This window comes from Shewanella sp. Sh95, assembly GCF_001308045.1.
Lineage (GTDB): Bacteria > Pseudomonadota > Gammaproteobacteria > Enterobacterales > Shewanellaceae > Shewanella > Shewanella xiamenensis.
In genome coordinates this window covers 1-274 of sequence record NZ_LGYY01000269.1, presented here as the reverse complement: position 1 = coordinate 274, position 274 = coordinate 1, and the positions used below count along the sequence as shown (strand labels likewise).

Sequence of the window (274 nt, the reverse complement as noted above, 5' to 3'; positions counted from 1 at the left end):
GAGACTAGGACGTTGATAGGTCAGGTGTGTAAGCGTTGTGAGGCGTTGAGCTAACTGATACTAATGACTCGAGAGGCTTAACCATACAACCCAGATGGGTTTTGCTAAGTAGCACTTAGCTTGAATAGAAACACTTAAGAAGTGGTGCTCAATACAGCTTTCCGAATTATTAAATAAGATAAGAGCAGATTTTAGTTCCTAGAATCTAGCAGCACGGAGTGCGCTCTCGAATCTTGTTTAAACCGAATTTGCTTGGTGACAATAGCATTGTGGT

1 rRNA gene is annotated in these 274 nt (G+C 41.6%); it reads left to right on the top strand.

What is annotated here, in order from left to right:
- Nucleotides 1-85 (top strand): 23S ribosomal RNA (locus tag AEA42_RS19690); the annotation flags it as partial.
- Nucleotides 86-274: the final 189 nt, after the last annotated feature.